Annotated in this window: 21 protein-coding genes; 13 read left to right on the forward strand and 8 right to left on the reverse strand. The window is 41.3% G+C overall.

All coding sequences use genetic code 11. The features are described 5' to 3' along the window. Positions 1-36 precede the first annotated feature (36 nt). Positions 37-1,134 (reverse strand): peptide chain release factor 2, encoded by a 1,098-nt coding sequence (gene prfB, locus HMPREF1154_RS04615; RefSeq protein ID WP_009641464.1) that lies wholly within the window; start codon positions 1,132-1,134, stop codon positions 37-39. A 234-nt stretch (positions 1,135-1,368) separates the two neighbouring features. Between prfB and HMPREF1154_RS04620 the strand changes: the two genes are divergently transcribed. The 4 genes from HMPREF1154_RS04620 to dnaG are packed head-to-tail and all read left to right on the forward strand — an operon-like array spanning position 1,369 to position 5,150. Continuing rightward, positions 1,369-1,992, forward strand: coding sequence for an L-threonylcarbamoyladenylate synthase (locus HMPREF1154_RS04620; RefSeq protein WP_009641362.1), 624 nt, complete (start codon positions 1,369-1,371; stop codon positions 1,990-1,992). 19 nt (positions 1,993-2,011) lie between these two features. Then, entirely contained in the window at positions 2,012-2,740 is a 729-nt protein-coding gene (gene truA, locus HMPREF1154_RS04625; protein WP_009641344.1) for a tRNA pseudouridine(38-40) synthase TruA, read from the forward strand. A gap of 46 nt (positions 2,741-2,786) precedes the next feature. Further along, positions 2,787-3,173: an SMU1112c/YaeR family gloxylase I-like metalloprotein gene (locus tag HMPREF1154_RS04630; RefSeq protein WP_034566935.1), complete on the forward strand. Its 387-nt coding sequence runs from the start codon at positions 2,787-2,789 to the stop codon at positions 3,171-3,173. 12 nt (positions 3,174-3,185) lie between these two features. Further along, positions 3,186-5,150, forward strand: coding sequence for a DNA primase (gene dnaG, locus HMPREF1154_RS04635; RefSeq protein ID WP_009641525.1), 1,965 nt, complete (start codon positions 3,186-3,188; stop codon positions 5,148-5,150). A 1-nt stretch (position 5,151) separates the two neighbouring features. On the opposite strand, the gene HMPREF1154_RS04640 is transcribed toward dnaG, so the two are convergent. The 4 genes from HMPREF1154_RS04640 to HMPREF1154_RS04655 all read right to left on the reverse strand — a co-directional run bounded on the left by HMPREF1154_RS04640 (position 5,152) and on the right by HMPREF1154_RS04655 (position 10,225). Continuing rightward, positions 5,152-6,333, reverse strand: coding sequence for an aspartate aminotransferase family protein (locus HMPREF1154_RS04640; protein WP_009641461.1), 1,182 nt, complete (start codon positions 6,331-6,333; stop codon positions 5,152-5,154). 1 nt (position 6,334) lies between these two features. Further along, on the reverse strand, positions 6,335-7,012 hold the full coding sequence (gene aat, locus HMPREF1154_RS04645; RefSeq protein WP_009641477.1) for a leucyl/phenylalanyl-tRNA--protein transferase: 678 nt from the start codon (positions 7,010-7,012) through the stop codon (positions 6,335-6,337). A 44-nt stretch (positions 7,013-7,056) separates the two neighbouring features. Then, entirely contained in the window at positions 7,057-8,988 is a 1,932-nt protein-coding gene (locus HMPREF1154_RS04650) for a putative porin (protein ID WP_009641363.1), read from the reverse strand. A gap of 133 nt (positions 8,989-9,121) precedes the next feature. Further along, on the reverse strand, positions 9,122-10,225 hold the full coding sequence (locus tag HMPREF1154_RS04655) for a formimidoylglutamase (RefSeq protein WP_009641436.1): 1,104 nt from the start codon (positions 10,223-10,225) through the stop codon (positions 9,122-9,124). A gap of 256 nt (positions 10,226-10,481) precedes the next feature. Between HMPREF1154_RS04655 and HMPREF1154_RS04660 the strand changes: the two genes are divergently transcribed. The 4 genes from HMPREF1154_RS04660 to HMPREF1154_RS04675 all read left to right on the forward strand — a co-directional run bounded on the left by HMPREF1154_RS04660 (position 10,482) and on the right by HMPREF1154_RS04675 (position 15,089). Beyond that, entirely contained in the window at positions 10,482-11,303 is an 822-nt protein-coding gene (locus tag HMPREF1154_RS04660) for a universal stress protein (RefSeq protein WP_009641470.1), read from the forward strand. Between the two features lie 243 nt (positions 11,304-11,546). Beyond that, positions 11,547-12,734: a porin gene (locus HMPREF1154_RS04665; protein ID WP_009641352.1), complete on the forward strand. Its 1,188-nt coding sequence runs from the start codon at positions 11,547-11,549 to the stop codon at positions 12,732-12,734. A gap of 12 nt (positions 12,735-12,746) precedes the next feature. Continuing rightward, positions 12,747-13,910, forward strand: a complete 1,164-nt coding sequence (locus HMPREF1154_RS04670; RefSeq protein WP_009641391.1) for a porin — start codon at positions 12,747-12,749, stop codon at positions 13,908-13,910. A 27-nt stretch (positions 13,911-13,937) separates the two neighbouring features. Then, positions 13,938-15,089, forward strand: a complete 1,152-nt coding sequence (locus HMPREF1154_RS04675) for a THUMP domain-containing class I SAM-dependent RNA methyltransferase (protein ID WP_198004474.1) — start codon at positions 13,938-13,940, stop codon at positions 15,087-15,089. A 4-nt stretch (positions 15,090-15,093) separates the two neighbouring features. Here HMPREF1154_RS04675 and HMPREF1154_RS04680 read toward each other — a convergent pair whose 3' ends face one another. From HMPREF1154_RS04680 to HMPREF1154_RS04690, 3 genes are read right to left on the reverse strand one after another with little or no spacing between them, the layout of a single operon-like run. Continuing rightward, positions 15,094-15,804, reverse strand: a complete 711-nt coding sequence (locus HMPREF1154_RS04680; RefSeq protein ID WP_009641415.1) for a class I SAM-dependent methyltransferase — start codon at positions 15,802-15,804, stop codon at positions 15,094-15,096. A 4-nt stretch (positions 15,805-15,808) separates the two neighbouring features. After that, positions 15,809-17,245, reverse strand: coding sequence for an LptF/LptG family permease (locus HMPREF1154_RS04685; RefSeq protein ID WP_009641504.1), 1,437 nt, complete (start codon positions 17,243-17,245; stop codon positions 15,809-15,811). A gap of 27 nt (positions 17,246-17,272) precedes the next feature. After that, entirely contained in the window at positions 17,273-17,914 is a 642-nt protein-coding gene (locus HMPREF1154_RS04690; protein ID WP_009641425.1) for a LolA family protein, read from the reverse strand. 152 nt (positions 17,915-18,066) lie between these two features. Here HMPREF1154_RS04690 and HMPREF1154_RS04695 point away from each other — a divergent pair, with 152 nt between their 5' ends. From HMPREF1154_RS04695 to gyrA, 5 genes are all read left to right on the forward strand, one after another. Beyond that, complete coding sequence (locus HMPREF1154_RS04695; RefSeq protein WP_009641532.1) at positions 18,067-18,786, forward strand: ABC transporter permease; 720 nt, start codon at positions 18,067-18,069, stop codon at positions 18,784-18,786. Continuing rightward, positions 18,783-20,444 (forward strand): gliding motility-associated ABC transporter substrate-binding protein GldG, encoded by a 1,662-nt coding sequence (gene gldG, locus HMPREF1154_RS04700; RefSeq protein WP_009641496.1) that lies wholly within the window; start codon positions 18,783-18,785, stop codon positions 20,442-20,444. The genes HMPREF1154_RS04695 and gldG overlap by 4 nt, the downstream gene beginning before the upstream one ends. A 75-nt stretch (positions 20,445-20,519) precedes the next feature. Beyond that, positions 20,520-21,644 carry a DNA polymerase III subunit beta gene (gene dnaN / locus HMPREF1154_RS04705; protein ID WP_009641372.1) on the forward strand — a complete coding sequence of 375 codons (1,125 nt, stop codon included), beginning with the start codon at positions 20,520-20,522 and terminating at the stop codon, positions 21,642-21,644. Between the two features lie 76 nt (positions 21,645-21,720). After that, complete coding sequence (locus tag HMPREF1154_RS04710; protein ID WP_009641426.1) at positions 21,721-22,977, forward strand: aspartate kinase; 1,257 nt, start codon at positions 21,721-21,723, stop codon at positions 22,975-22,977. Positions 22,978-23,132: 155 nt separating this feature from the next. Further along, positions 23,133-25,658 (forward strand): DNA gyrase subunit A, encoded by a 2,526-nt coding sequence (gene gyrA, locus HMPREF1154_RS04715; RefSeq protein ID WP_009641513.1) that lies wholly within the window; start codon positions 23,133-23,135, stop codon positions 25,656-25,658. The last annotated feature ends 10 nt before the right edge of the window (positions 25,659-25,668 follow it).

A 25,668-nucleotide genomic window follows, 5' to 3' on the forward strand; every position in this document is an offset into this window, starting at 1 on the left:
GAATATGATTTGTCATTAGTCGTTAGTCACTTGTCACTATTCATTGTTTTGTTGTCCCATGAGCATGAGATATGCCTTTAGGAAATCATCTAATTCACCATTCATAACTGCGTCCACATTGGTAGTTTCGTAGCCTGAGCGAACGTCCTTAACTAGCTTATAGGGGTGCATCACATAGTTGCGAATTTGGCTACCCCATTCTATCTTCATCTTGTTAGCCTCTATCTCGTCGCGCTTGGCTTGGCGTTTTTTGAGTTCTATCTCATAGAGTTGCGATTTAAGCAATTGGAGTGCCTTATTCTTGTTGTCCAACTGGCTACGGGTCTCGGAGTTCTCTATGATAATGCCTGTAGGGTGGTGGCGAAGACGTACGGCCGTTTCTACCTTATTGACATTCTGTCCTCCGGCCCCACTGGAGCGCATGGTCTCAAAGGAAATATCCGCAGGGTTGATCTCTATTTCTATTGTATCATCGGCCAAAGGGTATACATATACCGAGGCAAAGGAGGTATGTCGCTTGGCATTGCTATCAAAGGGAGAGATACGCACCAAGCGGTGTACCCCATTTTCGCCTTTGAGGTAGCCAAAGGCAAATTCTCCATCTATCTCTAAGGTCACAGTCTTTACCCCTGCCACATCGCCCTCCTGGTAGTTGAGTTCCTTGACAGAAAAGCCCTGTTTGTTCGCCCACATTATATACATACGCATAAGCATAGAAGCCCAGTCGCAACTCTCGGTACCTCCTGCTCCTGCGGTGATTTGTAGTACTGCACTCAGGGCATCGCCTTCGTCGGAGAGCATGTTGCGGAACTCAATATTCTCTATATGATGCAGTGCTTGTGCATAGAAATCCTCCACTTCCTGAGCTGAAACAGCGTCTTCCTTATAGAACTCCAGCATAATTTGGAGTTCTTCTACCATTTCTACTGCTTTTTCGTAATCGATAACCCATTTTTTTTGGGATTGGATCTTTTGAACTAATAGCTGCGCCTCTTTTGGGTTATCCCAAAAGTCTGGTGCTAAGGTTTTCTCCTCTTCATTGGCAATTTCAATCTTCTTTTTGTCAATTTGGAGATACCTTTCTAAGCGTTCTACCCGCTGGCTAAGTTCCTTGAGTTGGTCTATGGTTACCATTTACGAAAATTTCGGCAAAAGTACGACTTTTTATTTATTTTTCTTGAGATGGCTGTTGTTTTTTTCCAAAATATGTCTTAACGATTGATAAATTAAATAGTAATATACTGATAATCAATAATGTATAAATAAAAATTTTAACGTTCCTCATGGAATAGTTTTAATTATTTGTTGTAATTTTGTCCTTTGTTGAGGCGAATGGCAATTCGCATACAGTTTAATATCTTGAAAGAAATGGCGAAATTCATCAAAATATATCCAGAGAATCCCAATGAGCGGGAAATACAGAAGGTAGTGGAGTGCCTCAGAGATGGCGGGGTGATTATCTACCCTACCGATACCGTCTATGGGTTGGGCTGCGACATCACCCATAGCAAGGCCTTAGAACGAATCGCTCACCTTAAGGGCGTAAAGTTAGACAAAGCCAACTTCTCCTTTGTCTGTGCCGATCTGAGCAACCTTTCCGACTACGTAAAACAGATAGATACTGCTACCTTCAAGCTCCTTAAGCGGGCACTGCCAGGGGCTTATACCTTTATCCTGCCAGGGAATAACAACCTGCCTAAGGAGTTCAAAAAGAAAAAGACGGTAGGAATTCGTGTGCCTGATAACAACATTGCTCGTACCTTGGTAGAGAAATTGGGCAATCCGATTGTCTCGTCCTCTATCTATGACGAAGACGAAGTAGTGGAATACACCACAGACCCCGAATTGATCTTTGAGAAATGGCAAGACAAAGTCGATATTGTCATCGATGGTGGTTATGGAGACAATGTAGCCTCCACTATCATAGACCTTTCCACAGGAGTTCCTGAGCTGATTCGTGAGGGAAAGGGTAGCATAGAGGGACTTTTTTAACTAACTGAAAACAAACATAGTGCGTTATTTTATACGACTCTCCTATAATGGAAAAGATTACAATGGTTGGCAGCGACAGCCCAAGGCTCCCTCGGTGCAGGAAGAGATAGAACGAGCCTTGTCCTTACTATTACGTACTGAAATCTCCATAGTGGGAGCTGGCCGTACCGATACAGGGGTACATGCCAGGGACTATTATGCTCATTTTGACCATGAAGCATCACTGCCTGAGAATTTAGTAAACAAGCTTAACTCCTTCCTCCCAAAAACCATTGCTATCAAAGCTATCTTTCCTGTCAAGGACGATGCCCATGCCCGTTTTGATGCCCGCTCTCGTACCTATCAATATTTCATCAGCACGGAGAAAGACCCCTTCGGGTATGAGCAACATTATTACATACATTACCCCCTCGACCTCGACCTGATGAACAAGGCTTGCAAAATACTTCTAAAGCATACTGATTTTCAATGTTTTTCAAAAGTTAATACCGATGTCAGAACCTATATCTGTCATCTGACAGAGGCCTATTGGCGTCAGCAAGGGGCGTTGCTCATCTTTAGAATCACTGCTGATCGCTTCTTGCGCAATATGGTACGCGCCATTGTAGGGACGCTCTTGGAAGTAGGCTCAGGGAAAATGACCTTAGAGGGCTTCGAGCAAGTCTTACTGAGCAAAAATCGTTCCCAAGCGGGCTATTCCGTTCCTGGGCACGCACTTTTTTTGGAGGAAGTACTTTATAGTGACTAATGATTAATGATTAATGACAACTAACCAATGACAACTGAAAATAGAAATGGATATAGAAAAAATACATCATATCGCAATTATTTGTAGCGATTACGAGCTGTCAAAGCATTTTTATACGAAAATTTTGCCTTTTACCATACAGGCTGAACATTATAGGGCAGAAAGACAGTCTTTTAAGTTAGACTTGTGTCTCAACGGGGAATATGTTTTGGAATTGTTCTCCTTTCCTTCGCCTCCTAAGCGCATCAGCCGACCAGAGGCTTGTGGAGGTAGGCATTTGGCCTTGGCGGTGAGAGACTTAGAGGCATCTATTACCTACTTAGAAAGCCAAAAGGTGGCTTGTGAGGCCATACGCCAAGATGAATCCACTGGCAAGCGCTTTACTTTTTTGGAAGACCCCGACGGCTTCCCCATTGAATTATACGAAATATAACCCTTTGCGAACGTGATTACTAAAGAAAGCATAGACAAAGTATATGATGCCATTCGGGTGGAAGAAGTCATAGGCGACTTTATCCAACTCAAGCGTTCAGGCTCTGGTTACAAGGGACTCAGCCCCTTTACCAATGAGCGTACACCGAGCTTTTCTGTATCTCCAGCCAAGCAAATCTGGAAGGACTTCAGTAGCGGAAAAGGTGGTAATGCCATTGCTTTCCTTATGGAACATGAGCACTTCTCTTATGTAGAGGCCATTCGCTATCTGGCAAAAAAATACAATATAGAACTGGAGGAAACCCAACAGAATGAGCAGGAGAAAAACAAAGCCAATGAGCGGGAGGGATTGTACTTGGTCAGCGAGTTCGCTCGTGATTATTTCCAGCAAATTCTTTTAAACGCAGAAGAGGGCAAGGCCTTGGGACTCACTTACTTCAAGGAACGAGGCTTTACCGATGAGACTATAGCTACTTTTCAGCTCGGTTACTCCCTTGATAGCTGGAGTGCGCTGACCGATGAAGCCATAGCCAAGGGAATGAATATAACTTACTTAGAAAAGACAGGGCTTACTATTACCACTGAGAAAGGTCGTAAGATAGATCGTTTCAAGGGACGAGTGATGTTCCCCATTCTCTCCATGAGTGGGCGGGTCTTAGGCTTTGGTGGACGTATACTCTCCAAAGAAAAGCAAAAAGAAGCCAAATATCTGAACTCTCCTGAGAGCGACATCTATCATAAGAGTAATATACTATATGGTATATTTCAGGCCAAACCTTTTATTGCCAAGGAGGACAACTGTTACCTTGTAGAAGGCTATACCGATGTGATACAGCTCTACCAGCGCGGTATCAAGAATGTGGTAGCCTCCAGCGGGACAGCCCTCACTCAAGAGCAGATACGCCTTATGCGCCGACTTACCCCCAATGTTACCATTCTCTATGATGGGGATGCGGCAGGGCTAAGAGCGGCTATTCGTGGAGTGGATCTAATTCTTGCCGAAGGGATGAATGTACGTATTTGCACCTTTCCCGAAGGAGAAGACCCCGATAGCTTTGCTAAAAGTAATTCTTTAGAAGAAATACAGACCTATTTCAACGAACATACACAAGATTTTATCCGCTTTAAGGCCTCTTTGCTCATTGAGGAAGCTCAGGACGACCCTATGAAGCGTGCCGATACCATTCGCAGCATGATAGAGAGTATTTCCAAGATCACCGACCCTATCAAAAGAGAAATCTACGTCAGGGAATGCGCCAAAATCATGGAAATATCCGAGGAGGTACTCTTTGCTTCGCTAGCACAAATGAATCAGCAACAGCTCTTAAAGGCACAACAAGAGCTAAAGAAAGTGCAAAAGGAAACACCTATGGCTGCGGTGAAAACGCCTGAGCGCCTGCCTCCCATCGCCTATTTGGAGAAGGATCTGATTAAATACCTGCTTCTCTATGGGCCTAAAGAATGTGTCTTTGAGGACAAATTCCTATACTACGATCCTGAAACGGGAGAAGAAAAAGTGCAGGAAATCAGCCAAAAGGCAAAGGTATATGAAAAACTATTCCTCGAACTCCAAGCCGATGAGATAGAACTCTCCACGGCGGAGTTCAAGGAAATATATACTTTCTTTATAGATAAATATCAACATGGCCTTGAGGATATTTCTACTATTATCAATGAGCTTCCTGTCTCCATGGCTTCCATTATTGCTACCTTTCAAGCTCAGGAGGAAGAAATCCGCCTACACAACTGGAGAGAGAAAGGAGTGGAGGTGAAACCTAAGGAAGCCGACCTTTCCTATGCAATCAATGGAATTGTACTGAATCTTCGCAAGATACTTATTGACAAAAAGATAGAAGAACTCCGAGCCGAAATTATCCAATTAGAGGCCGAAGAGGGAGATCCCTCTTGGGCTATCCAAGAAGTAATGGAGTACAATGTACTGAAGAACACGATCTCCCGCCGCTTAGGTTCCAATTAGTCTATGGCTTATAACAATCTATAGCCTCTAAAATAATCGCGCAAGCCTTTTCAATCTCTTCCTTGCTAATGGTCAGTGGCGGAGAGATCCTCACCGCTCTAAGTTCAAAGAGTAACCAAAAGAAGATATACCCTCTTTGGTGTGCATAAAGGATTATGTGATTGGCCAAGTCCTCACTCTCCATAATAGCCGCTAGCATGAGTCCCTTACCATTGACCGATTTTATCTTAGGATGCTTGAGGAGCTTGCGGAAAAGCTGTTCCTTCTCAAGAGTTTCCTGCATAAGAGAAGTGGTAAGCAGCTCATTGAGTGTCGCCAAAGAGGCAGCTGCCACTACAGGATTTCCCCCGAAGGTAGTGATGTGAGACATCTTGGGTTTGTCGGCCAAAAGGTGCATCAGGTCATAAGAAGCCACAAAAGCACCACAGGGCAGTCCGCTGGCCATTCCTTTACCAATGGCTATAATATCGGGTACTACATTATAGTTCTGAAAACCAAAGAGCTTGCCTGTACGACCAAAGCCAGGTTGTATCTCGTCCAAGATAAGCAGGGCGCCCACCTCTTGGCAGCGTTGTTTTACCTTAGCCAAGTAGTCATTCTCAGGGGTGATAAAGCCTGCACCTCCTTGAATAGTCTCCAAAACGACCCCTGCGGTTCGCGTGGTAATCTTCTGAAGTTCTGCTTCATTGTTGAACTCTATCCAAGCCACATCGGGTAGGAGCGGACGAAAAGGCTGTTTGCGCAATTCGTAGTCCATGATACTAAGGGAACCCTGAGTATTGCCATGGTAAGCCTTGCGGGCAGCGATAATTTGAGAGCGCCCCGTAGCACGCTTGGCCAGCTTGATACTCCCCTCAATAGCCTCAGTACCTGAATTGACCAAATAAGTCGTTTCCAAAGGTGCGGGTAGATTTTCAGCCAAGCGCTTACAATAGTCCACCGCTGGTGATTGCGCATACTCTCCATAGACCATTACGTGCATATACTTTGCCGCTTGCTCTTGTATTGCCTTGACCACCTTGGGGTGACAATGGCCTAAGGTACAAGCCGATACGCCTGCTACCAAGTCCAAATAAGCCTTTCCTTGGGTATCATAGATATAAGAGCCCTCGGCACGAGCCACCTCTAAGCCCAAGGGGTAGAGAGAGGTTGGGGCTTGATAATGTAAAAAGTCTTCTTTCATTTTATGATGCTTTCATTTTCTTGATTCTAAGACGTATATTGCCTTCTAAGAGATATTTCATATATTCGGAGCGAAGGATTTCATAAGCCCCTAAGCTCTCCAAGTGTTCGTTATACACTTGGCAATCCAGTAGCAGATAATCCTTTTCCTTGAGATCTTGCAAGAGTGTATAGAAAGCCACTTTGCTAGCATTGGACACCTTGGAGAACATACTCTCTCCACAGAAGATGCCGTTACCTATATCCACCCCATAGAGTCCTCCTACTAGTTTCTTATTCTGCCATACTTCCACCGAGCGAGCTAGCCCCATTTCGTGGAGTCTGGTATATGCTTCCACTATTTCATCACTGATCCAGGTACCCTGTTGGTCTCTGCGATAGATGTTCTTGCAAGTGGTAATCACCTGATAGAAGTCTTTGTTAAAGGTTATGTCAAATATTTTTCTATTGAAGATATTGTGCATGCTCTTGTGCATGGTATAATGCTGAGGTACCACTACCATACGCTTTTTGGGAGCCCACCAGAGTATAGGTTCGTCCTCGTTATACCAAGGAAACACCCCACTCTTATAGGCCAGCAAAAGACGTGGTATGGAGAGGTCTCCTCCTATGGCAAGTATTCCTGTTTTGTCGGCTTGCTCCACTGGAGGAAAATAAAGATTTTGGGTTAATATGTACATTGATGATGATATATTAGGGTATATAAGTTTTTTAAGAAATATTTCTACTTGAAGAAATACCATATAATACCTAAGCGTACTTTCCAGTCGCGATAAGGTTGAGCAGGAGCCGCGTAATAGTTATAATTACCGAATAAGGCCTCAAGGTGCTCCACGGTAAAGAAGATACGCATAGTTCTTACCTTTGCATTGAGGAAGAAATCAGTCACTGAATAGTTCCCTATCTTCTGATCAGTCTGTACTTGGAAATCAGCCAATAGTGGATTATACTCGTTAGCATAATAGTTAGTAAAATACTTAAAAGTAAGTCCTGTCTGCAAATACATGGCTTTTTTGAACATGTAGGAGCTGAAATAGAGTGTATTGCGGGTAGTGAAGGTAGGGACATTGAAAATGTGCTCTCCTTGTTGTAGCACTTGCTGATACATCAGGGTGTTGTCCAAGCCCCAGTTACCCAAGCGAAACTCTTTCTCTCCTACCAGTTTCAGGTACTGTATGTTAGCTGTGTATTGCTGAGGTTTGGGTTGTTTCTTTGTTCCATTGATATTGGTTTTAAGTTCAAAATAAGTATAGTTATTGATATTAGTAATATCCAATGAGAGGTTTCCCCACTGGGAGCGGAGTCCCCCATAGATGGTCTGAATGTTTTCCTTAGAAAAGTCATCAAAGTGATACCAATTATAATTCTTATAATCACTCTGATAGAGTAAAAAATTAAAGTTAGGCAGTTTGGAAGTGATATTAATCCCTGCAAATAGCTTATTTTGCTCATTAAAGTTGTAAGACAAGTCTCCTTGGAGCTTGGTACCTAATATTTTCCCGATAATCATTTGTTCTCCTTCGGCATTGATATAGAATCCCTTATAATTCTTTTTCCACTGAAGTCCCAATCCGTAATCAGTTCCCTTTATCTGGTGTGGGATAAAGTTGCCCGATGTATCTATGAAGATTCCTTTGGCAAAATAATTATAGAAATAAGACTTTCCATATACGAATGTCTTGCCCAAATAAGGTAGAGAAAGCTCTGCTCCCAGCTTATTAGTCAGTGCTCTAAGGGACAGCTTGTCTCGAAGATCCTTAAGGGTAAAACTCTCCCCAAAGAAGTTATCTGCAGCTAGAGCTTTTTGGGTATAATAATAGTTTTCTGTCTGATATTCAAACAAATGCTTCAAAAGTATCTCCGAATCGCCATCCTCAGAAGGTCTTAGGAAATTATACTGGTGTTGCAAGAAATAACGCTTTAGGTTCTGCTGAGAGGTTACATCAGAAAGGGCAATATCCAAGCGTGCACGATTGCGAAATTGGTCATTTCCCCCTTGGAATTGGTCAGGGTATAGCAGTCCCCCATTCTCTTGGCGATCTATTTCCTCATTGGCATAGTGGGACATCACTAAGTACTTTCCACTCTTCGACAGATAGGAAAAGCCCGCAAAGAAATTTCCTATAGAGGAAAGGATATTCTTGTAATCTCCTAAAGAACGCAGCGCATTATAGCGTACAAAAAAGTTAAATTCGGGCGATAGATTAGCCGAGAAAAAGGACTGTAACATTTGTCCTTGCGAGAGTCCTGACTTGAATGAGAATTCAGTCATGGGCGTGGGCACTCTGTAGTAGAAGACATCATCGGCTGATGAAAAATAAAAACTATTTCCTCGCATTCCCAATAGTGGGGAAAGTGCTGTATGCTTAAAATCATACGCCAATGTCGTATAGGTCTGCCCCATATTTTGGAAAGGTACATAGGCAAACATATCCTTTCTTACAGGATTTTGCTTATACATTGCCTTAAGTGTAAGGGTAGTATCTATCGCTATGGTATCGCGTGTTATGTAGATATACTTATAATCCTGCGAAGAAAGTGTAATACTGTCTTTTTTCTTAGGCTGGGGTCTTACAGATTTGAAACGAATGCTATCCTGAGCTAGAACTCCTACGGATAGGAATAAGGCTATAAAGAAAAGTAGTTTTTTGAGCATACTTTTGTTTTAGTTATCAATGTCGGTTGTGTAGGGGCAAATGGCAATTCGCCTGTTCTTGTTAGTGGTTAGTGATTAGTGGTTAGTTCCATATTAACTTTTCACTCTTCACTTTTTACTATTCATTCTTCACTTAGTTCAGAGATCTCTGATGGAGGTTCCACCAGCGCAAAGGAATTTCCCCTTCAAGAGCTTTTTGGTAATCTCGTTCAGTACAAGGTAGCATAAAGGCTCCTTTGGAAGACTCACTAGGGAGAATCCACCAGCGTCCTGTACGATTGCTCTTATAGAACTCTATGGTGAAATCCTCTAAGAGTACTATATGTTTGGTATAATTTTTATCCTCAATGGAAGGAAACTCTTTGATACGATAGTTGATACCCTCTATAAAGTACCAAAGCACCTCCCCTACTAGCATCTTTCCTCGTTCGGAGATAGGCGGATTGAAAATACCCAATACTGAGGTTTGTGAGCTAAGCCCCGCATAGCGGCTTATGGTACAGATCTCTCTGGCGGTAAATCCATTGACGAACCCCTTAGGCATATCGGTATCAGAGGCTTGCACCGAGGTCATATCAATACTCACTAGGTCCGTATTGCGCAAAATAGGTTCTACCTGCTCCATATAGCTGGTGATCTCACCCAATCGGTAGCTTTCAAAGAACATCTTTTGAAGTAAGTCAATAGATTCCTGAGGGTTATAATAGGTTTGGTAACCAATATTGGTAAAATGGTTCAGCTGTGTAGGCGTTTCCATTAGAATACGGCTCATATAGCTATCCTCAGCAAAAATCTCATACTCATCGGAAAAGCCAAAGAGCGCATTCACACAGGCAAGATTTACCATTTGCTCCATAGTATCAAAGGAGCGATAGAGTGCATAGGTATTCTCCACCCCTTCAGCCAAGAGTATAGGTATAATCCCTTGCTTGAGCAAGTGAGCTGTTACTTCTCTTATAGCTACAAAAGTATCCTCTTGTGTTGTTCCTTCGGGGATATTTCCTAAATCAGCCAAAACAATATCCCAATTACCATAATAAAGGCTATAAAAAGCATCTCTGAATGAGTTTTTCAGGATATTTTCGCTATTAGAGAGTGAGAAAATAGCCACTTGTACCCCTGAAAGGTCTGGTAAGCCCTCTTTTCGGGTATGTTTTTTTATTTTTCCTCCAATGGTTTGGGAAATATATTTCTTTTGAACAAAAAAATCTTCTATAGGATATAAAAAATCTAACACTATTCTAAAAAATTAGATGGTAGACGAAAAATTGTCCCCTGATTAAATCTTGTGCAAAAATACATATTAAAAACTGTACAATAGTAAAATTAAGAGAGTTTGTGAATAGCCCCCCTTCATTTTCATCTATTTTAATGTTTGTTTTTCTATTTTTTAAAAATTTTTCACAGACAAAGTTTGTTTATTATTTTGAAAAAACGTAATTTTACAGCGTAGAAAAACAAAAATATTGTCTAACATATAATCTTCAATTACCATGAAAAATATTCTTGTACCTGTCGATTTCTCAGAACATTCTAATTATGCAGTAGAAGTAGCCGTAGATTTAGCAAAGAAAAATGGGGCTACCATTCTATTGTTACACTGTGTAGAACTGCCTAGACGCTTTGTCACAGAATCCACTTCGGCACTCCCTGAAGAACTTTTCTTCATGCGTGAGGCTGGCCTTAATGTAAAGAAACTCTCCGAGGAGTTAAAAGAGAAAGGTCTTACTGTAAAAACTGTGGTAGAGACTACCGCTCTTACCTATGCAGTAAAGAACCTACTTGAAAGTGAATCGGTAGACTTTATCGTGATGGGATCCACAGGAGCTACAGGCTCTAAAGAACTCTTCTTAGGTTCCAATGCTGAAAAGATTGTACGTACTTCCTCTGTACCTGTTTTGGTCATCAAAGACAAAACGGATATTTCCAAGGTAAAAAAACTTATTTTTGCCTGTGATTTCTCTCAGAAATATGTAGAAGCCTTCCAAAAAGCAGTGGCTTTTGCCAATATCTTGGATGCTAAGATAGACTTTGTATATATCAATACCCCTTATCACTTCAATTCCAGCAGGGAGATAAAGGTACTGATAGATAATTTCTCTAAAGAACATAAGGAAATACTCTCTCACAATATCCATATGTATAGTGATTTCTCTATTGAAGAAGGTATTATCCACTTTACAGAAGACCATCAGAGTGATCTTATCTGTATGTTCCCAGCCAAGCAAAGTGCACTTATGCACATCTTCAATGGCAGTATCAGTGAGGACATTGTAAATCACTCTGAAAAACCCGTACTTACGATTAAGCTATAATTTTTGGTTTCATTTTTTTAATTTTTAAGGAGAATGTCCCTATGCAGTGGTGAGTAGCTATTCATCACTGCATAGGCGTTTTAGCCCCTTAGTTACTTTTTTTATATTTATATCGTTTTTTTATGCAATACATTTAATGTTAAAAAGGATATTATTGTCGTAATTAAATTGTATTTTTAAAAATACGCGTTTTTCTTTAGTAAATATTAAAAATAAATTCTTATTTTTGCAGAAAAAACATATATGAAAAAGATCTTTATCCTCTTATTACTTGTTCTAATGACAGAGAACGCCTTTGGAGAAACGCATTTCTCCATAGAGAAGGACACCCTTTTGTCTCCTCAGTCGGCACAATGGGCCAATATTGAATTCTATTTCAATAGTAGTTTTGCTGCGGATAAGACAAGGCTTACTCCTGCTTCAGCCGCTTTCCGCCTAGAGGATGCGAGAATTTATATGTATGGAAACTACAACAAGGACTTATCTTACAATGTACGTTTTCGCTTAAATCGTCCCTTTACGCCCACTTCCCAGGACAATGCATCGGTAGCCCTAGACATGGCTTTTCTTACTTATCGCTTTGGTAAAGATCGCCAATGGGACTTGAGATTAGGTAAGGCCTATGCTATGATAGGCTCCTATGAGATAGATATTCACCCCTTGTATGAGTATATCTATGGGGATTATTTGGCTTATATCGTCAATCCTTTCCTTGGGGTACTTCAAGTCGGTTATGCCATCAATGAGCGCCATAAGGTAGGCCTACAGGGGCATAATACACTCAATGCCAACTTCGCCGACCACTTGCAGAACAATGGCTTTGTTGCTGGAAATTATGTGGCTTCTAGAGTTCCTATTGGAGGATATGCGTATTGGACAGGCTCCTTCTTTGATGGGGCATTACATACTAATTACTCTTACAATGTATCCCAGTTTGCCCAAGACTATTATACCCATACCGTATCGCTAGGTCATCAGCTTACCTTAGGAAAACACTCGGCCTACATAGACCTGATGTATTCCCATATGGGGGCTGACTATGCCTTAGTAGCCTCCAAGATACTCAACCAGTATGAAGGGCAGTCCGACAAAGTTATGTATAAGAACATAGTATATAAAGGAGTCATCTCTCGTTACGAATACCAAATAGATGATTATTGGAGTGTTTCTGCCAAATTGGCAGTGGAGCTTGCAGGAAGCAAAAACAAGATAAGTGAGCACTTCCGCCAAAATTATAGTTATTTCCTTGCCGTACAATATGAACCCTTTAAGACACAGGATTTCCGCTTCTATGGAGCCTATATAGGCAATACAGTTAATTATGCTGAGGCACTCAATATGCCTTATGAGCAATTTCATAGAGTAGCCTTAGGAGCTGCTTATACTTTGCCAGTTTTGAAAAAATCAGTAACTTTACCGCGAGAAAAATAAAATAAATTCATCATGTCAGGAAAAATAAAATTAGTCATTACGCTAAGTATTTTAGTACAGAATTTTATTTTTGCACAGAAAGATACACTTACAGAGCCACTTTCAGCTGAAAAACTGAAAGTAGAATTCTATTTCAGAGGAGGGTTCCTTTCGGATATTCATAGCCAAGAGGCTCTCTCTTCCTCTCATTTTCAGATAGATAATGCGCGTATCAATATCCAAGGGAATTACAACAAAGCGCTCTCCTATAGGGTACGCTTTCGTATGAATAAGCCCTTTGCTACTACCACTCAGGACAATGGGGCTGCTGCTTTGGACTATGCCTATATCACCTATCGCTTTGGCACAAAAAGACAATGGGCAACCACTTTAGGCAAACAGCTTTCTGTAATGGGCTCCTTTGAAGAGGATATCAATCCGCTATACGAATATATTTTTACGGATTACCTCAACGGGGTATATGCCAATGTTTTTTTGGGTGGAGCACAACTCTCTTACCAGCTCAATCCTCAGCACATAGTGGGGATACAGCTGCACAATACTGTAAATCATTCTTTTGCTAAACACTTGGAGAGTAACCACTTTGTTACTGATAACTATACAGCCTCTAAGGCGCCTATAGGCGGTTATCTGTATTGGAATGGTATTTTCTTTGATGGTATGTTCAGGACTAAGTATTCGTATAACTTAGCCCAGTTTGCCCAAGGATACTACACCCATTCTGTTTCTTTAGGTAACAAGCTACAAGCAGGTAAGCATACCGCTTATTTGGACTTAGTGTATTCCCATATGGGGGCTGACTTTGGGCTTACCTCATCAAGGTTGCTAAGTATGTATGACGGGCTTTCGGAAGGAGCTTTTGTTATGCGCAAGAACATCGTATATAAGTGTGCGGTCTCCCGCTATGACTATCAGATTGATGAGCACTGGAGTCTCTCTGCCAAGTTAGGGATAGAGACCACTGGCAGTAGGAATACCCTCAATGAACAGCTAAGAACCAACTATGTTTATTTCCTTGCAGGTCAATATGCTCCCTTTGTCAGTCAAGATTTGCGCTTCTATGTGGCTTATGTAGGTAACCATATCACCTATACCGAAGCCCTGAAGTTGCCTGATGAACAGTTACACCGCATAGCAGTAGGTGCTTATTATACCTTACCTGTTTTCAAGCGATAATCACGAATTAATTTATTTCCTCATTATATGGAAAATTTCCCGATGGTGGCCAAAACCTTTTTTGGTTTTGAAGATATTTTAGAAAAAGAACTACGTACCCTAGGCGCTATGAATGTAAAAAAAGGCATACGAAGTGTCTCTTTCTCTGGCGATAAAGGCTTTATGTACAAGGCCAACTTATCCCTACGCACAGCCCTGAAGATTCTCAAGCCTATCTACTCTTTTGAGGTACGCAATGAGAAGGACTATTACCAAAAACTCTATCAGTATGATTGGAGTCGGCTATTCTCTGCTGCGCAAACCTTTGCTATAGAGGTAACTCTGGCAACTGACCTCTTTAACCATACCCAGTACATGGCCCTAAGAGCCAAAGATGCTATAGTGGATAAGTTTCGTGCTCAAGAGGGCAAACGTCCTGATATAGACACACTACACCCTGACATTCAGCTGTTTATACATATTCAGAAGGACAATAAGGTGATCGTTTCTTTGGATACCTCTGGGGAATCGTTGCACCATAGGGGCTATCGTACCCAAACCAATATAGCTCCTATCAACGAAGTACTTGCCGCAGGGATCTTGCTACTGAGTGGTTGGGAAGGGCAAAGTGATTTCTTAGACCCTATGTGTGGGAGTGGTACCTTCCTGATAGAGGCTGCTATGATTGCTTGTAATATTCCTGCCTCTCTCCATCGCAAGGAATTTGCCTTTGAGAAATGGGCTGATTATGATGTAGATTTGTTTGAAACTATCTTTGATAGTTCTCTGGGCAAAGCGAAAGAGTTTTCCCACCAGCTATATGGATATGACAAAGCACCATCTGCGGTGATGAAAGCTAAGGAAAATGTAAAAAATGCTCAACTTAGCGAATATATCACCATTCGCCAACAGGATTTCTTCAAGTCCAAGAAGGAAAACGACAAACCTCTCTTTATGGTATTTAATCCTCCTTATGGAGAGCGATTGGAAATCAACCCACAAGTGTTCTACCAGCAAATAGGCGATACACTCAAGAGGGGATATACCAACACCCAGGCATGGTTCATTACTTCCAACCTTGAAGCCCTTAAGTCGGTAGGGTTGCGCCCTTCTCGCAAGATAAAACTCTTCAACGGTAAGTTAGAGAGCCGTTTGGTCAATTACACCATCTATGAGGGAAGCAAAAAAGTAAAGCAATAATTCCTCACTGGTCTATCTGTAACTTAGCCAAGTAGTTAAAGGCATCACCCTCTTGTTGTAATTCACAGCTAAGACCATTGTGATAGGCTGCATTTTGCAAGGTATTATAATCCAAAAAGAGCCAAGGGAAGGAGTCTTTCTTTCCCTTGTAGCTTATGGTATAAGTAAGTTCACCATAATAATCAGCGTCTTCGGCAATGGGCACAATATAACCCCCATCCTCATCTTGGTCAAACATATAAATAATATCGGTAGAAGTAGCCAAGATCTGCCCAGTAGGTGTAAGAAGCGATTTTAGTTTTTGTAAATAAAGGTCTATCTTTGACAGTTTCTGACAAACTCCTATACCATTCATTAGCATAAGAATCGTGTCAAACTTGCCGTTATAGTCCAGCACATCGGCACATACAGCTTGCTTCACGCCCCTGAGTTTACATACCTCAACAGCAAAAGCAGATATATCAAGCGCCACCACGTCCAATCCCTTTTCTTGTAGGTATAAGACATGTGAGCCTGTCCCTGCCCCTACGTCCAATACCCTTCCCTGAGCCTTGGTAAGTGCTAATTGTTCCAAAGGAATCATTTGGGAGAAAGAACGGAAGAAGTGAGAGCGGAAGAGAATTTCCCGTTCTGAAATATTTGTCTCTACATGTACGTCGTCCGAGCGGTCTCCCTTTTGGTAATCCAAGAGCGAGCGTCCTAACAAATCCAACATCTGATTACGATTTTATTTTCTTTGAGAAGCGTTTTTTTATTCTATAAACCAGTTCACCAAAGTTCCCAACCGACTTATCTTCATTGACAAAGATAGTAAGATATACCCCTAAGGGCAATAGGAAAAAGGTAGGAATCCAAGGAGCTACATAGGGGTTTATATTCCCATTGGTTGCCATATTTTTGGTTAATAGTCCAGAGAAATAATAAGCCAAGAACAATCCTATAGCTACCACCAAAGGCATACCTACCCCCCCCTTACGAATTACAGCCCCTAAGGGAGCCGCTACGAAAAAGAGTACGAAGCAGGTAATGGCCAGCGCAATCTTGTCACTTAGGGTCAAGCGATAGACATTAATTAGCTTCTGCTGGTACTCCATGTTCTCCTTGTTGTTATCTATATTATTGATCAGAGAAGAAATATTATCTTTGGCTAGGCTATATATCTGGGTATGCTCATCCTTTCCCTTATATCGGTCGAGTAGTTCTGTGGCACTCTTGACTTTTTCCCCAGAGGAAGGCTGCTGATCTGTTTGTTTATCAGAGAGATAACTCACCCCAGTACGCCTGTAGAAGTTCTCACCAAAGTCCTTCAACTCCTGCCTATAATCCCCTACTATAGAATCCAAAGTATAGGATAATTGGCTGATATTCATTGTTCTATAATAATCCTTTTCTGCATTCTCATTATAATTGATATCCTCATTAAGTGAACTAATATCTATATTAAGGATGTGAGTTTGGAACTTTGCTTTCACAAAGGGATAGTTGGCATTATCATTATCCACATCTTCATAGTAAGCCCCATCCTTGAGCACCAACTGTAGAATATCTGAACCCTTCTTATGTCCTGAGAGAGTTCCGTTTTTGGCTTTTATGACAGTGCGGTTTTGCTTATAAGCATTGAGTTTATGAATTACTATATCATTTAGAAACTCTCCGTTTTCCCCTGTTTTTCTACCTACTTTTATTGAAAAATCCTGTACATTATTGAATATCCCTTGACTTATGGCCAGTGCTGGTTGCTTATTTCTAATACTTGATCTGAGGGCTACCACCTTCCTATTAGACCAAGGTTGTAGGTTGTTAAAGGTGAAGAAAACCCCAATACTGAGCAGTATCATAAAGACAATAAGCGTACGAGAGGCCTTGAGCAAAGACACTCCCGACGCTTTCATAGCTGCCAACTCATAGCTCTCTCCCAAAGCTCCTAAGGTCATTATAGATGATAACACCACCGTAAGGGGCAGAATCAGCGGAATGAGATTGGGCAGCATAAGGGCTATGAACTTTATCACCACAAATATACTCAGTCCCTTGCCTACCAACTCATCTATATAAAGCCAAATGGTTTGAAAGACAAAAATCAGTGTAATGATAAAGAGAGAGGCTATGAAATTGTAGATAAAACGCGATAATATATAACGATCCAGTATTTTCATAAAAGGGGATTTGCCTTGCCTAAGTGATTATTTGTTAATGTAATATCCTAATTTCTTGTATTTGCTCTCGTTAAAGAGAAACTCGTTGCCACTTAGGGGTTGGTTAGTCTTAAATTCATTGATCGTAATGGTTGTTTTCGCCTCATTCTTCCCCACTTGTATAAGGTTATAGATATGCTTGGTAGTGGTATCTATACCGAGCAAAATAAGCTTAATATCAGAAGCGGGTTTGGTAGGTTTGAGTTCTATATATTGTATTTTACGACCTTTCACTTGCTGTACAATATCCCATTTGTAAGAAAAATCTTTTTTGTAGAAAGTCAGCATCTCGGACGGCTTGATCATTTGGTCGTCTTTGTTTTCGGTATCCTCTATAGTTACCTCCTCATTCTCAGGAACTATAGTATATATTTTTTTACCATCAAAGATTTTGGTAACTCCCATATAATTAAGCAGATACTTCTGTCCACTAAGGGTTACATCACCTCTGGTATCCTGCTTGATACGCTCTTTGGCATTCTCAAAGGAATAGCGAAAGTCTATATAAATATTGTTGTAGGATGTTACTTTTTTATACACTTCATCCAAAAGAGCTTTAGCCTTAGTGGCATTCTGTGCTTGAGTAAGAGAAGCCATAAGAGCAACAACAAATAAAAATATTCTTCTCATTTCTGTAATAATAAATACTCTCTCTACAGCAATAATTATGCCAAATTTTTATCCGCGGTTAGTGGTCAGTAATTCAAAATTCAAAACTATTTTTTGTCTGAGTGAAAAAATAATTGTAATTTTGACCCAAATTTTATTAGCTCAATCATAGCATGAATGCTTTGTTCAAAAAAGAAATTCGTTATTTCTTTACCTCAGCTATAGGCTATGTGGTCATTGGTGCTTTTATGCTTTTCAGTGGCCTATTCCTATGGGTTCTATCAGGGGAATACAACATCTTCCAAACGGGTTTTGCGTCCTTGCAGCCCTTCTTTCTGCTCTCGGCATGGATCTTTGTCTTTCTCGTCCCTGCCCTTACCATGCGTATTATTTCCGAGGAGAAGCGTAGTGGTATGTTGCCTTTGCTCTTTACCTACCCTATCTCGGTATGGCGTATAGTGCTTGCTAAGTATCTGTCAGTACTTGCCATTCTACTGATTTTGTTGGCTTTCTCAGGCGTATATATATATATGGTATGGCAATTAGGCGCTCCTAAGGGAAATATAGATATGGCCAGTACCATAGGCTCTTATATAGCGCTTTTCTTACTGGGGGCTACCTTTGTAGCGGTAGGCATGTTTGCTTCGGCTATGAGTCAGAACCAGATTATTGCCTTTGTTATCGCTACTTTTCTGAACTTTTTCCTATTCTTCGGATTGGACGAGCTCATAGGTCTCTTTACTCCCAATTCGCTTTTCTCCTTTGGCTTCAAGGTACATTTTGAAGACATCAGCCGTGGGGTGATTGACACGAGAAATATAGTCTATTTCTCCTGCTTTATTTTCTTTTTTTTATACTTAACCCAACTTTCTTTGCAGACTGAAAAAAAATGAAATCCATAAAGAAACCTCTTTTCTCCATTTGTCTATTACTACTCCTTTTGGGAGGGATTATAGGAGTGAGTCAACTACTATATAAGCGATTTGACCTCACCTCGGACAAGCGCTATACCCTCTCCCCTACTACCTTGCAACTTCTATCTAAGGTGAAAGCTCCTATAGATATCAAGGTATTACTCAAAGGAAACATCCCCGCTGAGTACAAGCGTTTACAGACCGAGACCCTACAGCTATTGGAGGAATACAAGGCAGCCAATAAGCATATTCATTTTGAATTTGTCAACCCTTTGGAGGGCAAGGATGTAGATAGTCAACTACAAGCCCTAAGTGCAGAAGGCTTTACCCCTCTTATGATTACTTCCTCCACTGGAGCGACGACTTCCGAGGAATATATTATTCCTTGGGCTATTATCACCAAGGGAGACAAGCAAGAGAGAGTTCCCTTATTGCGCAACAAATTGGGCGCTTCCTCTCAGGAAAAAATACAATTCTCTGTACAAAACTTGGAGTATGCCTTCTCCGATGCGCTCTATAAGCTCTTTTTAGAGAAACAGAAAAATATAGCTGTTATCAGAAGCAATGGTACCTTAGCTGATATTCAGATTGCAGACTTCTTGCGCTTGGAACAGCAATACTACCACTTAGCGCCCTTTGTCCTAGACTCGGTAGCTACCGCTCCAGAGAAGACACTCAAGCAACTCTCTGAATTTCAACTATGTATCATAGCCAAACCCACCATACCCTTTACCGATGAGCAGAAACAAGTCCTTGACCAATATATCATGAATGGAGGGCGGGTGTTGTGGCTTTTAGACCCTGTGGCGGCTTCCTTAGAGGAACTCTTCCGCCAGCAAGGGCGTACTATGGCCATGCCCCTAAACCTCAACCTGACAGATATGCTCTTCAAATACGGAGTACGCCTGAACTATGATCTTATCAACGATTGGTACTTTACCCAAATTGTAGTGGCTCAGGGCAGTGGTAGCCAAACCCAATACACCCCTATCCCTTGGGTATATTCCCCTATGATCCTTTCGGCTAATAACCATATGATCAACAAGAACTTGGACGGTATCCGCCTACAGTTCGTCAGTAGCATAGATACACTAAGCAATGGCATCAAAAAGTCCATTTTGCTCACCTCCTCTCCCCTTTCCAAGACAGAAGGAACCCCTAGGGAAATCATTCTCGACTTCCCAGAGAAAACAACTGAGGGCTATGAAAAAGGAAATTTCCCAGTGGCTGTACTTCTAGAGGGCAGTTTTACCTCTGCCTTCAAGAATAGAGTAAAGCCCATTGCTGAGCTTGAGGACAAAGACCAAAGCGTACCTAACAAAATGATTGTTATCTCCGATGGGGACATCATCCGCAATGATATTCAGCAGGGAGCACCTACAGAGCTTGGCTATGACAAATGGACAAACCAGTATTTTGACAACAAGGCTTTCTTGCAGAACTGCGTCAATTACCTCCTAGATGACACCGCTTTCCTAAGCCTACGCAACAAGAAAGTTTCTTTGGCCTTCTTGGACAAGAAAATATTGGATAAAGAAGCAACCTATTGGAAATCAATTGCTTTTATCGTACCTCTACTCACTCTGACTCTATTAGGCTTAGGGGTAAGATTCTGGTATAAAAAGCGATTTTCTTAATATTAAGTCAAAAATTTTATAGTTTCCCTTTTTTGGAATACCTTTGCACATATTTTAAACGCATAAAAGCATATCATGAGATTTATCGTATCTAGTTCGTATTTATTGAAAAAGCTCCAAATTATAGGAGGTGTAATCAATAGCAACAACACCATGCCTATCTTGGAGAATTTCCTTTTTGAATTATCTGAAAATAAACTAATCGTATCGGCCTCTGACTTAGAAACTACAATCAAAGGTGTCATAGAAGTAGAAAGTACCGATACGGCAAGTATAGTTGTCCCTTATAAGATTTTGATTGACACGCTCAAAACCTTTACCGAACAAGCGCTTACCTTCATCATCAATGACAACAATACGATAGATATTGTGTCTAACAATGGTAAATATACCCTTGCCTACTTAGATAGCCAGGAGTTCCCCACTGTAGTAGAAATAGAAAATGCCAATCATATAACTCTCAAAGGGCATATCTTAGCTACTGCTATACAGAGTACCTTCTTCGCTACAGGAAATGATGACTTACGCCCTATTATGAATGGGGTTTTCTTCAACTTTACCGAAGAGGCGCTTATCTTTGCCGCTACTGACGCCCATAAATTAGTAAAATACGAGCGCCAAGATATCAAATCCGCAGAACCTTCCTCCTTTGTCATCCCTAAGAAACCACTAAACTTGCTCAAAGGGATTCTCGCTGGAAGCGAAACTGAGGTAACTATAGAGTATAACCAAAGCAATGCTAAGTTCTCCTTTGACCAATTGGATTATGTATGCCGCCTTATTGACGGGACTTACCCCAACTACGAAGCGGTTATTCCTAGGGAAAATCCTAATAAACTGATTGTCAATCGTACGCTATTGCTCAACTCTACCAAGCGTATTTCCAACTTTGCCAGCAAAGCAACTCACCAGATGCGTGTGAAAATTACAGGTAACTCCCTACAAATCTTTGCCGAAGATATAGAATACAACAATAGGGCTAATGAAACCATTCCTTGTAACTACGAAGGTGATGACATGGAAATAGGGTTTAACTCTAAGTTCTTCATGGAGATGCTCAGTAACCTATCCTCCGACGATATCCTTCTTGAGATGTCATACTCCAATCGCCCTGGTATCCTCACCCCAGCCGACGGATTGGACGAAGGGGAGAAGATCTATATGCTTGTGATGCCAACGATGCTCAATGAGAATGTTTAATTGATTTTTTCATATTTAAAAAAGCTGTCTTTGTGAAGATAGCTTTTTTAATCTCATAATCCTAACGAATTCCTTTATGCAAATCTACAAATTCGGAGGTGCCTCCGTCAAAGACGCTCAAAGCGTACGCAATGTGGCCTCTATCCTTGAAAATACTACCCACCGAGATATCCTTATCGTAATCTCTGCTATGGGAAAGACAACTAATGCCCTAGAAGAAGTGGTAACCAATTATTTCAATGAAAATAAAAATGCTTTAGACGAAAGCCTCCAAAAGGTAAAGGACTTCCATTACCAAATCATTGGAGAACTCTTTGAGAATAAAAATCATCCTATTTATTGGAAAATAGATGGGCTTTTTGGGGAAATTTCCTCTTTCTTAGAACGCAACAAATCACCCAAACATAGTTTTGTCTATGACCAAATAGTGAGTTTCGGGGAACTTATCTCCACTCATATTATTAGCCATTACCTCAATGATAGAGGGATACGTAACACTTGGCTTGATGCACGTAACTTAGTGAAAACCAATAGCAACTACCGAGAAGGGGAAGTAGATTGGGAGGAGACCAAGCGCAATATTACTGAGAATATCAACCCCTCCCTTATGTACATCACTCAAGGCTTCATAGGCAGCGACCCGAACTACTTTACCACTACCCTAGGTAGAGAAGGTTCGGACTACTCTGCCGCTATCTTCGCCTACTGCCTTGAGGCTGAGAATGTTACTATCTGGAAAGACGTAGCAGGCGTACTCAATGCCGATCCGAGATATTTCTCTGATACCCAGCTACTTGAGAAGATTCCATACCAAGAGGCTATAGAACTGGCTTTCTATGGGGCTTCGGTGATTCACCCCAAGACCCTACAACCCCTCCAAAAGATGAATATCCCGCTAAATGTACGTTCTTTCCTAAACCCCAATGAAGCAGGAAGTTCCGTATGCGATGTCAAGGAATTATCACCAAAGATTCCTTGCTACATACGCAAGCAAAATCAGCACCTATTATCACTCTCTTCCTTGGATTTTTCCTTTATTGCCGAAGAGAATATCAGCTTCATTTTCAATCTTTTGGCTACTTATCAAACAAAAGTAAGCCTATTGCAGAACTCAGCCATAAGCTTCAATCTTTGTATAGAGGACAAATATAACAATCTCTCACAGCTATTGGAGGACCTAAGCAAACGTTTCAAGGTGAGTTGTATAGAGGGAGTAATCTTATACACCGTACGCCATGCTCAGCCCAACAGTTTCGATTTCTTGGGTGATGACAAGGAAGTACTCTTAGAACAATTTGCCCTCAATACCCAACAGAAGATCGTTAGGCAGTGATTTGTGATACCAATCATAAATTAACCACGAATAACTAACCACTAACAATCAACAAAACGTTAAAAACGTATTTTAAGCCTAATTTTTTCAATTTTATTTTCTTATCTCAAAAAAAGGTCGTAAATTAGCACCTTGAAATAAAAAGTAACTTTACAATGGTTGAAGGAGAAAAACTCATTCCTATTAACATAGAAGACCAGATGAAGACTGCCTACATTGACTACTCAATGTCGGTAATTGTCTCTAGGGCCTTGCCTGATGTACGCGATGGACTCAAGCCTGTACATAGGCGTGTACTCTTTGGAATGCATGAACTCGGTGTACGTAGCAATACCACACACAAGAAATCCGCTCGTATCGTCGGGGAAGTACTCGGTAAGTACCATCCACATGGGGATTCTTCTGTATATGATACCATGGTACGCATGGCACAATGGTGGAATATGCGCTACATGCTCGTAGATGGACAAGGTAACTTCGGTTCTATAGATGGGGATTCTCCTGCCGCTATGCGTTATACTGAGGCGAGAATGCGAAAAATCGCTGAGGATATGCTCATAGATATCGAGAAAGAAACAGTGGATCATACCCTGAACTTTGACGATACCCTTGAGGAGCCTACCGTATTGCCTACCCGTATTCCTAACCTTTTAGTTAATGGTTCTTCAGGAATTGCCGTAGGTATGGCTACCAATATGCCGCCTCACAATCTTGCTGAGGTAGTAGATGGTACTATTGCTTATCTTGACAATCAAGATATTACCATTGATGAACTCATGGAGTATATCAAGGCACCTGATTTCCCTACAGGAGGAATCATCTATGGCTATGATGGAGTGCGTGAGGCCTTTAAGACTGGACGCGGACGCGTGATTGTACGTGCTAAAACACACTTTGAGGAGATCAATAACCGCGATTATATCGTTGTTACCGAAGTGCCTTATCAGGTGAATCCTGAAACCATGCGTGAACAAACCTCCAATTTGGTCAAAGAAGGCAAACTCGACGGATTGGCCGACATTGTAGATCAGACAGGTAAGGGAGGAATGCGTATCGTATATGAACTCAAGAAAGATGCCATTCCTAATGTAGTATTGAACAACCTTTTCAAGCACACTGCCCTACAATCTTCTTTTAGCGTGAATAATATCGCCTTAGTCAATGGTCGCCCTGAACAACTGAACCTCAAGGACTTAATATACCATTTTGTAGAACATCGCCATGATGTAGTATATAGGCGTACCCAATATGAGCTAAGAAAAGCCAAGGAACGTATCCATATCTTGGAGGGACTCATGAAAGTTATTGCTACTCAAGATACCTTAGATAGAGCGATCTACATCATCCGAAATTCAAAGGAACCTTCAATAGCTAAAGTAGGATTAATTGAGGAATTTGAACTTTCTGAGTTACAAGCTCAAGCAATACTAGATCTTCGCTTAGGACGACTCACTGGCTTAGAACTTGATAAAATCCGTGAGGAATACGAACAAATGTTAGAGGTTATTCTAGATTTAGAAGATATCCTTGCTCACAAAGAACGTCGTACCCAGATTATTAAGGACGAACTTTTAGAAATAAAAGCCAAATATGGGGACGAACGTCGCTCTGTAATTGAATATGCTGGCGGTGATATCTCTATAGAGGATATTATCCCTAACGAACAAGTAGTCATTACCATCTCCAATGCAGGCTATATCAAGCGTACTTCTGTCAATGAATACAAGACCCAAGCTCGTGGGGGTGTAGGACAAAAAGCCTCTGCTACCCGTGATAAAGACTTTATAGAACACCTCTTTGTCGGTACCAATCACCAGTATATGCTTTTCTTTACCGAAAAAGGTAAATGCTTCTGGCTCAGAGTGTATGAAATCCCTGAAGGTGGTAAGAATACCAAAGGACGCGCCATTCAGAACCTTATCAATATCGCTGCTGATGACCTTGTCAAAGCTGTTATCTGTACCCATGATCTCAAGGAACAAGACTATATCAATAGCCATTATGTAGTTATGGCAACTAAGAAAGGGGTAATTAAGAAAACTTGCTTAGAACAATACTCTCGTCCACGACAGAATGGTATTGTTGCCATTACTATCAAGGAAGACGATGAGCTATTGGAAGCACGCCTTACCTCTGGCAATAGCCAAGTAATGCTTGCCGTGAAATCAGGCAAGGCCATTCGTTTCCCTGAAGAAAAGGTACGTGCTGTAGGTCGTAGCGGATCAGGAGTACGTGGTATCTCCTTTGACGACGAAGCCAATGATGAGGTTATTGGCATGATTACCATAGAGAATCCTAAGGAGGAAACCGTATTGGTAGTCTCCGAAAATGGTTATGGTAAGCGTACTTTCATTGATGACCCTGAGACAGGCGAGGCCGTTTATCGTATCACTAACCGTGGTGGTAAGGGAGTAAAGACCATTTCTGTAACTGAAAAAACAGGCAACTTGGTCGCTATCAAGTCTGTACTGGAAGAGGATGACCTAATGATCATCAACAAGTCAGGTATGGCCATTCGCCTGCCTGTAAGTGATCTCCGTGTTATGGGACGTGCCACCCAAGGAGTACGCCTAATCAATATCAAAGGTAACGACTCTATTGCAGCTGTAGCCAAAGTGATGAAAGAAGATGAGCAACTCCCCGAAGGAGAAAATGAGGAACTTACCCCTACTGAAGAATAAATAATTATAA

The sequence above is a fragment of the Capnocytophaga sp. CM59 genome, from assembly GCF_000293175.1.
Lineage (GTDB): Bacteria > Bacteroidota > Bacteroidia > Flavobacteriales > Flavobacteriaceae > Capnocytophaga > Capnocytophaga granulosa.